This window comes from Synechococcus sp. H60.3 (assembly GCF_047462295.1).
Classification (GTDB): Bacteria; Cyanobacteriota; Cyanobacteriia; order Thermostichales; family Thermostichaceae; genus Thermostichus.
In genome coordinates, this window is record NZ_JANSIY010000108.1 from 1 (window position 1) to 8,667 (window position 8,667).

The 8,667-nt window shown below is 61.3% G+C and carries 6 protein-coding genes; 3 read left to right on the top strand and 3 right to left on the bottom strand.

What is annotated here, in order from left to right:
* Together NW841_RS10515 and NW841_RS10520 are read left to right on the top strand one after the other, a co-directional pair.
* A partial coding sequence (locus NW841_RS10515) for an alkaline phosphatase D family protein (protein WP_414386321.1) occupies positions 1 to 1,151 on the top strand: 1,151 nt, incomplete at its 5' end.
* A 226-nt stretch (positions 1,152 to 1,377) separates the two neighbouring features.
* Positions 1,378 to 1,734 carry a hypothetical protein gene (locus NW841_RS10520; protein WP_414386323.1) on the top strand — a complete coding sequence of 119 codons (357 nt, stop codon included), beginning with the start codon at positions 1,378 to 1,380 and terminating at the stop codon, positions 1,732 to 1,734.
* Positions 1,735 to 1,814: 80 nt separating this feature from the next.
* Here the strand turns inward: NW841_RS10520 and NW841_RS10525 are convergent, their stop codons facing one another.
* From NW841_RS10525 to NW841_RS10535, 3 genes are all read right to left on the bottom strand, one after another.
* Entirely contained in the window at positions 1,815 to 4,109 is a 2,295-nt protein-coding gene (locus NW841_RS10525) for a glycosyltransferase family 2 protein (protein ID WP_414386325.1), read from the bottom strand.
* Positions 4,110 to 4,170: 61 nt separating this feature from the next.
* A complete protein-coding gene (locus NW841_RS10530) occupies positions 4,171 to 6,108 on the bottom strand; it encodes a cellulose biosynthesis cyclic di-GMP-binding regulatory protein BcsB (RefSeq protein WP_414386327.1) in 1,938 nt (645 codons plus the stop codon).
* Positions 6,109 to 6,245: 137 nt separating this feature from the next.
* Positions 6,246 to 6,626: a cupin domain-containing protein gene (locus NW841_RS10535; protein ID WP_414333931.1), complete on the bottom strand. Its 381-nt coding sequence runs from the start codon at positions 6,624 to 6,626 to the stop codon at positions 6,246 to 6,248.
* 290 nt (positions 6,627 to 6,916) lie between these two features.
* Here NW841_RS10535 and NW841_RS10540 point away from each other — a divergent pair, with 290 nt between their 5' ends.
* Positions 6,917 to 8,497 carry a hypothetical protein gene (locus tag NW841_RS10540; RefSeq protein WP_414386329.1) on the top strand — a complete coding sequence of 527 codons (1,581 nt, stop codon included), beginning with the start codon at positions 6,917 to 6,919 and terminating at the stop codon, positions 8,495 to 8,497.
* Positions 8,498 to 8,667 lie beyond the last annotated feature (170 nt).

The following is an 8,667-nucleotide window of genomic DNA, read 5'->3' on the forward strand; positions in this document are numbered from 1 at the left end:
ATCGCTTCTGGCTGGGGCTGGATCCGGTACCGACGCTGGAGTTTTACCGCAGCCTCTATCGGGATCAGCGGGATCCCCAGTATGCCGGGCCGGAGTTTGCGCAGTTGTTCGGTCGCACCTCCTTTGTCGTTAACTGGGATGACCACGAGGTGATTGACAACTACAGCGGCCAGAAGGCCCGCGGCGGCCGCGCCGTCCAGCTCAACGACACCACCGGGCAAACCCGCGATGTGGAAGATCTCAGGGTGCTGGGCTACCAGGCCTTTTTTGAGTACAACCCCATCACCCCCAACTTGACGGATGTACCGGGGGTAGATAGCCGGGATCGGGTGTTTCGCAGCTTCCGCTACGGTGCCAACGCCGAAGTCTTTATCCTCGACCTGCGCCAGTACCGCGACTTGGCTGCTGTGACCCCGATCCTGCCCATTTTGCCCCCTGGCTTGACCCGGCAGCGCTTTTTGGAGCTGGCCGGCATCCGCCTCACGCCCCAGCAGGAGACCCTGTTCTTCGGCCCGCCGGGATCGGAAGAGGCGCTGTTTAACCTGCTGCGCCGCACGCCGCGCATTCTTTTGGGAGAACCCCAAAAGCAGTGGTTGTTCAACGGCCTGCGCAGCTCCACCGCCACCTACAAGTTCATCGTCAGCGAGTTTCCCATCACGGTGACCTATTTCCGCTCCAACGATGTTTGGGAGGGCTACTGGCTGGAGCGGCAGGAGGTGATCGACTTTATTGAGCGCAACAACATCCGCAACGTGGTGTTCCTAACCGGCAACAACCACGCCGGCTTTATCGGCCAGGTCAACCCCGGCAGCAGCAACCCCATCTGGGAGGTGTGGACTGGCCCCACCGGACGCAGCGTGACCGCCTTGAGCATTGACGAGTTGGGCAGCCAACTGGGGATCCCCAACGCCAGCCGCCTCTACTACCGGATTGTGAATGGCTTTCTCGCCCCTGTGAACCCTGCCAATCCAGAAGTGAGCGGGATCCCTGGCGTCACAACCGGCAACCTGCGCTTTTTGGAGCTGGCGGTGCCCAACTACACCCTCATTGAAGTCTCCGGCAGCCGCTGCACCCTTCAGATCAAGGGCCCCACCGGCGGCGTCCTCACCGATCCCCTGGGGCGCCGCGGAGAACTGGTGCTGCCCCAGTGAGAACAATCAAGGGCTTTGGGCAGGTTTTCTCAGTCTCATTCTGATCGAAATTCAGGGATCCCTGCGCAAGTTGGGATCCCCTTTTGTAACCCTTTTTTGCAACTTGTAAGGAAGATGCCGGCTGTGATCGCAATCAGCCAGGGAGCGAAAACGTTAATGCTAGCGTGTAGGTAGGGCAGGGATCCCTGTTGCGGCAAAGGAAACTTCATGGAAGGAGGAAAATCCGATGGTTGCTCTGCGGGGTTGGCTGGCAGCGGGCATAATCGGGGCGGCTGCAATCCTGGGTGGTGGTGAAGCGTGGGCCCAAAGGAGCTTGTGGTTACTGAACGGGCAATCGACCTGGGTTAATGGTTATTTCTACCCAGGCGAGAACATCTGGGCCGAGTGCGACCTCGACTGCCACGACGTGGATCTGGTGCTTTACGATCGCAACGGTCGGTGGGTAGCCGAAGATACGCTCTTGGACGATTTCCCCATCGTCCAGGCTCCCTATGAGGGCAGCTTCGCCGTCCAGGTGATCATGGCCGGCTGCCGCCACCCACGCGGCTGTGCTGTCGTCGTCGATTCTGACTACGGCTTCTAGCGCTTCCCTCACCCCTAGCCCCTCTCCCTCTTGGAAGAGGGGAAGGAGGTACCGCCTGCTGTAGGGATGAAGGGGGCTGCCTAGGCGGGTTTGTGGCTGGCTTCCTGCACTTTGGCGTGGGTGAATTTGCTCAAGCCATGGATGGTTTTTTCCCAGTAGAAGGGCTTGGTAAAAAGCTGCCACAGGGCCATGTAGGCTGCCATGGAGTGCAGTTGCCAGTAAATGGGGTTGAGAAGAGCATAGAAGGCCAAGTCGTAGTAGCCCCGCCGAAAAACGGCCACCAAGTTCAAGTAGATCCCAATGGCATTGCCCACCAAGAGGTTAAACAAGCCCAAGTAAATTAGCCAACTGGGAAAGATGTTTTGCAGCCAATGGGCGCGGGTGAGCAGCCAGTAGAAAAACAGCAGCCACATGATGGGGCTGGTGAGGAAGGTAAAGAAGCTGCCGCCGATAAAAAATTGGTAGGCCAGCCAGTTCTTGAGGCCCAGCTTGCGCAAAGAGCGCAGCGGGTTGCGGTTGTGCACCAGCCAGGTCTGCATATAGCCTTTGATCCAGCGGGAGCGCTGCCGGATCCAGTTTTTAAGGGCGCAGTTGGCCTCTTCGTAGGTGGTGGAGTTGATCACCCCCACCGTGTAGCCGTGCTGGCTGGCGCGAATGCCTAGATCGGCATCTTCGGTGACGTTAAAGGGATCCCATCCCTGCAATTCCCGCAGGCGGTCGGTGCGGAAGTGGTTGCTGGTGCCCCCCAGGGGAATGGGCATTTTCAAGGTTTCCAGGCCCGGCAGCAGGTAATCAAACCAATAGGAATACTCCAGGGTAAACATGCGGGTAAGAAAGTTCTCGTTGCGGTTGAAATAGTTGAGGGCCGCTTGAACGCAGACCAAGCTGGGATCCCCTTTTTTGAAGGCAATGATGGCTTTTTTCAGTTGATCCGGATCGGGGATGTCTTCGGCATCGTAGATAGTGAGGTATTCGCCGCGGGCAAAGGCCAGGCCGTAGTTGCAGGCTTTGGGCTTGGTCTTGGGCTTGCTATCCGGCACGATCAACAGGCGCACGTAGCGGGGCGGCTTGGCGGCGCGGGCGGCCTCGATGGTGGCCTGGTCGTTTTCTTCCAACAGGATCAGCACGTCCAAGCGCTCGTGGGGGTAGTCCAGCTTGGAGAGGGAGTTGATGAGAATCGGCATCACCTCCGGCTCTTTGTAGACCGGCACCAGGATGGTGTAGATGGGCAAGCTGCGGTCATCGAGGGCGGCCACTTCTTCGTCGGTAATCTGGTGGAAGCGATCGGCGGATCCCACCAAGCTAAGCAGCAGTTTGAAGAGAATCGAAGCAATGTAAAAGAGGTTAATCAAAAGTACCAAGATCGTCAGGGTTGTCCAGGGGGCGCTGGCCAAGCTCCACAGCAGCAGCAGCAGCAGGCCATAGCCGACGGCAATTTGCGAGGGGGTAAACACCCGCGAGGCCGATTCCTCCGGCAGGCGGGCCAGCAGCTTGTACACCGCCTCTTGGCTAAAGCGGGATCCCTGATCTTGGCTGAGGAGCTGGGTGATATCCTGCTCGGTGCCCAGCACCTTTTCTATCCGCAACCCTGGCCGCCAACTGTAGAGCAGCTCGTCCACCGCCCAGTCCAGGGGGTCGTTGACCATCACCGTGAGGGTATTCTCGTCGCTCCAGCTTAGGGGGTAGAAGAGGTGGTGCATCATCAATTCCGGATCGAACTGGCGGCTTAGGACCTCGTCCCGGTAGAGCAGCCCTGTTCCGATTAGCTCCGAGACGGAGGGGTAGCCCAGCAAGTGGGCCAGAATGCTGAGATACTCGCGGGTGGAGAGGTAGCTCAGCCGGGTCAGCACCTGCCCCAGGCTGGATCCGGTGCGGCGGCGGATCTCCAGAGCCTGCTGCCACTGCTCCAGGGTGAGGCGGCTGCCCAGCAGCTCAGCAGCCAGCTTGCGCTCGAGGATAACTGTCAAGATCTGCTTTTCGGTGGCCGGGATCTCCCACAGCTTTTCGGCCTCTGGGCAAAGGCGTTTCACCGCCTGCCAGACGCCGGGATAGCCGGGCTCTTCCGTGGCCACCACAACGGTTTGCGGGTTGAGCCAGCCACAGGGCAAAAAGCGCACCGGCAGGAGATCGCTGGGTTCCACTAGCCAAGGCAGCTCTAGATCTAGAGGCTGCTTGAGCAGCCAGTCCCGCAGCTTGGGCCGATCCAAAATCTGGCGACACAGGTCGGCAAACTTGCCAGGATGCATGACCCGCAAGCTCCAAAAAGCCCTGGGCAAGGAGCAGCCCACCTCTTCGCGGTACTCCTCCGCTGCCGCCAGTTGCTGGCGGGTGAGATAGCCCGCGCGCAAAAGCGAGGACTTAAGGGACTGGAGCATGGCCTAAGACCCGCGGTTTGGCTCAAGTCTGGCTCAACCGCAAGCCCATGCCTAGCCCCCCCTAGGAAGGGATGGGGGACTCGGGGCGGCGAGCCAAGCGGCGATAGACATTCCAGGCTCCCGCTGCCAGCAGAATAGCCAGCAGCAGCACCAGCCAATAGCGGTACTGCCACACCAAAAGCTGCCAACTGAAGCGGCCTGGGTAGCGCACCCGGTAGCCTTGGGGGGTGAGATCCCAGCTCTGCACCTGGGTGAGGGCGGGGGTGGCGGCGTAGGCGGTGAGCACATTTCCCTGCAGTTGGTTGGCCAGGCGGGTGCGTGGATCGGCAAGGCCGCGGCTGAGGCGTTCTGCCAAGGCCGGATCAGCTCCCCACCAGGATAGCCAGAGGGTAGGCCTGCCTTGGAGCAAAAAGTACTGCAAGAGGCCGAGGTTTTCCTGGGGTTGGGCGGCCAGGGCCACCTGCTGGTTCAAGGGGTTGAGGATCTCGAACTGGGATCCCAGCCGGATGGGGCTGTAAGGGAGCTCCACCTGCTCCGGGGCAGCGACAAGGATCTGCCAGGCGAAGTCGCCTGTCTCCAGTTTGGTCTTTTCCTGGGGCAGAAACTGTAGGGTGGGCAGGAGCGGTCGGGCGGCCAGCCGGCTCAAGGCCCCCACCAGGTAGGCGGCAGCCGGCAACAAGGCGGGATCCCCCAGCCAAACCCGTCCGGATCCCTGCAGCACCGCCGGGATCTCCTGCAGCTCGCCGTTGGGGGCTTGGTAGCCGCTCCAGAGAAAGCCGGAGCTATCCGAGCGCACCTGAACCGTCAGCGGCGTCAGGGATCCCTGGCAATTGCCGGGGCTGGCCCCGTAGTCAAAGCGCAGCTCCAGTTGGTTGAAGCGGCGCAGCAGGCGGGTGGGCAGGGTCACGGTCTCGTTGAGCTGGCTGCGACCAGTGAGGTTGTAGGTGCGCAGCAGAACGCCGTTCAAGAACACATAGCCCGTCAGGCGATCCCCGGCCCGACCATCCACCGGGTTCATGATCACATCCAGTTGGGCCGCCAGATCCCGCGGGCGCCCCCCCAACTGCGCCAGGTTGAAGTTGAAAACCAAAGACTGGCTGCCAAAGCCCCGCAGCAGGGGATCCACGATCCCCAACTCCCGCAAGCTGAGGCGGTTGGCCTTGAGAGCTCGCTCCCAGTCCGCCACCGCCGCCACCTGGATGCCGCGGCTCACCAGCCCCGCCCGCTTCCACTCTTCATAGAGGGCAAGAATGGCCTCGCGGCGGGCGGCCACCCGCAGCCGCGATCCCTCTGGGGTAATCTGATGCTGCAGGTGGGGGGTAAAGTTGGCCGGCTCCAGAATTACTTGAGGCCCTTCCCCTGGACGGTTGCTCCAGAGGATGGGGGTCTGAGGGAAGAGGTGGGCCAGTAAGCTGTACAGGCCCAGTGCTGCTTCCGCCACCTCAGGAGAGGGGTTGGCGGGCACCACCAGCGTGAGCTGGGGGTACATCAGGTGCAGAAAGCCGGCCACCGTAGCATCGGGCACGCGGGGCACCAGCTCAAAAAAACTGTCCCGCCCTACCCTCAGCAGCAGGTTGCCGGTGTTGAGGTCGGCACAAATGTCGTCGCTAATGCTCAAAAACGGCTGCACCGACACCGTGATAAAGCGCTCACCCGGCGGCAGGTTAGGGATGGGCACCCGCACCACCGGCTCCTGGCGCAGATCTTGCACCAGAAAGATCCCCGCCAGCTCCTCGTTAATCAGCACCCGCACAGTAGAAGTGGGCTTGAGCACCGGCGAAGGTTCTAGGCGCAACTGCACAAAACTGGCTTCTGGGTCGATGCCGTTGATGGGCGCAGGGACGGTGACATCCAGGCGCGGGTTGGATCCCTGCAGCAGCACCGAACGCTCGTAGCCCAGCCTCTGGAAAGCAAGGGGCTCCGCCCGCACTGCCTCTGTTGGCACGCAGCAGAGCAAGCCAGCCACCAACAGCCCCCACCCTCGCCTTACCCTAGCCATCTGCGGGATCCCTAGCCCCTGCTCTGACGACAGAAAAAGCCTACACCTGTGGCGGGGGCAGTCGCCAAACTTCTAGGAGTATATGGCGCAAGAGTGATGAACTGGCCACAAGAAAGCCCCCTTCCTCAGGAACTCTCCTAGGCGCGGGCGTAGTCGTCCTCAAAGCGCACGATGTCGTCCTCCCCCAAGTATTCCCCGTTCTGCACCTCGATAATCACCAAGGGGATGGTGCCGGGGTTTTCCAGACGGTGCTTGGTGCAGGGGGGAATGTAGGTGGACTCGTTGGAGTTAAGCAGCACCACCTCCTCGCCCCGGGTAACGCGCGCCGTGCCCCGAACCACAATCCAGTGCTCGCTGCGGTGGTAGTGCATCTGCAGGCTAAGGCGATGGCCGGGCTTGACCTCGATGCGCTTGATTTTGTACATTGGGCCTTCATCCAAGATCCAGAAGGCTCCCCAGGGGCGGGTCTGAGCCTGGGAGGGCAAAAGCTCCAGTGCCGGAATTGCCGCGTTGTCCATGTCCCGCACAGAGTGTAGCATTGAGGTCACACCTTGTTCCACTTCAGAGACTCTCACATCCTCACCTACAGTGCGGCAACTTTTCATCGACCATCTTGCTGAACCCAATACGCCAAAACTCGTAGAAAAAAAGTCTCGAGAAGGGGAATACTAACGCTCCCTTGCATTCCTAATAGTTTTTGCAAAACTTGCTTTTAGGATTAACTAGGGTGTTCCAATGCCCTAGGCCGTCAAGTTTGGCGAAACTCGTTCATAGGGCATGGATGTTTGTAAACCGGCTTAAAGCTATCTTGAGGCTCGTTGCGCCGGTAGGGATCCCCTTGCTGCTCCTAGCTGGCCTCTTGTGGGGGCTAAAGGAAGGCTGGGGCTGGGTGAGCCTGGAGATGCAGTTCCTTGGCTACAAGGGATCCGTAGCCGTCCTGGGGCCGGATCCGCGCCTGCCCATTGTCGGCACCACTTTTCCCCCTTCGCTGGTGCTGGCCACGGCCATTTTGGGGCGCTCGCCGCTGGTGTTGCAGGCCATTTTGGGATCCCTGGTGTTGGACTGGATGGGGCAACAGTTGCGCCGTTTGCCTGTCGGCCTGGGGTGGCGCTGGCTGTGGGGCCTGTTGCTGCTGCTGCAGCCGGCTTTGCTCCTGATGCTGCTGCGCAGCCCCGTTTGGACGGCCACCTCGCTTTTGCTGGGGGTGAACATGGCCTTGTTGTTCCCTCTGGCCAACGAGAAACAAGCAGCGGAGAAGGACGAGCTGCCGATTACCCTGCGGCTGCTGCTCATTGGGCTGGCCTTGGGGCCGCTGATGGTGCTGCGCTGGGAGAGCGGCTGGCTGTTGCCCTGGCTGGCAGGACTGCTGCTGGTGGCTTTTCGCCGCGAATCTTGGGGGTTTCGCTGGGCCTCGCTGCTGGTGGTGGGGTTTATCAGCCTGGCCCTGATCCTGAGCTGGCTGTATGTCAACTGGTTGGCGGTGGGGGATCCCTGGGCTTTTACCTACCAGGTGGGCAGCGGCCTGCGCCTGCCGCAGTTGCGGGAAGACCTGCAGCAGGCCGGCGGCTGGCAAGGGCTGGTGGAGCTGGGCAAGTGGCTGGCGGTGCTGGCCCCTGCCTATCTCCTGGTGGGGATGGGATCCCTGCTGGGCCGCTGGGTCGGGGCCTTGATCTGGGGGATGCCGTTGGTGGTTCTGCTGGCTTCCCTGGGCCAGGGGCTGTTTTTGCCAGAGCTGAGCCGCTTTGGTCTCGTCTGGGTGCCGCTGCCGTTGCTGATGGGGGCCTACTTAGTCCGCGGAGCCGGCCCCGGCTGGGCCAAGCGCCTGTTGATCACTGCCCTTTTGGGGCTGAACTGCCTTACCGCTGGCTATGGGCTAAGCCAAGAGCCACGATTTTTGGCGCCCCTGGTGCTCGAGGAGCGGGATCTCTGGGAGCGGCTGGTGGCAGGGGTAGCGCCCCTTAGCCGTGAGTTGGAAGCGGCCCAAGACCTCTACGAAGTGACCTCCGCGGGGCAGGCTTTGGAAGCGTGGCGCCAGCAGCGGCAGGCAAAGCGCCAAGTAGGGGAATATCTCCGCCGCCACCTGCTGCCTGGCGAGAAGGTGTTGGTGGACGACGACATCCACTTTGAGGCTATCTTTTGGGCGGGGGATCCCCGCTTGTTCCTTACCCCCCACCAGTACGAGTTTGCCTTGGCCCTGCAACACCCCCAGGAGCGGGTGGACTACTTGCTGGTGGCGGGGCCGGCGGATCCCTTGCGGAGCGCCGATCGCATCCTGCAATTTTGGCCTGAGCTTACCTTTGAGGGGCTGCCGGGCTTTAGGGAGGTCTACAGCTCCCCGCAGGTGCGGCTGTGGGCCCGCCAGGCAGAGCTTGAGGAGGAAACGAGATGATCTGGAAACGGCAATGGCCGCGGCGACAGGTGCTGCAGATGGGCGGAGCGCTGCTGGCTGCCTCTGGAGTTGCCGGCTGTGGTCAGGGCTTCGAGAACGTTACCACTGGAAACCTGAACTTGTCAGAGCTCTTGGCCCGCTGGGAAGTGGGCATTGGCGAGGATCCCGGT

Bases quoted from the DNA above. Each gene is read 5' to 3' on its own strand.
- NW841_RS10520 (WP_414386323.1), top strand. From the start codon at position 1,378: ATGGTTGCTCTGCGGGGTTGGCTGGCAGCGGGCATAATCGGGGCGGCT.
- NW841_RS10525 (WP_414386325.1), bottom strand. From the start codon at position 4,109: ATGCTCCAGTCCCTTAAGTCCTCGCTTTTGCGCGCGGGCTATCTCACC.
- NW841_RS10530 (WP_414386327.1), bottom strand. From the start codon at position 6,108: ATGGCTAGGGTAAGGCGAGGGTGGGGGCTGTTGGTGGCTGGCTTGCTC.
- NW841_RS10535 (WP_414333931.1), bottom strand. From the start codon at position 6,626: ATGGACAACGCGGCAATTCCGGCACTGGAGCTTTTGCCCTCCCAGGCT.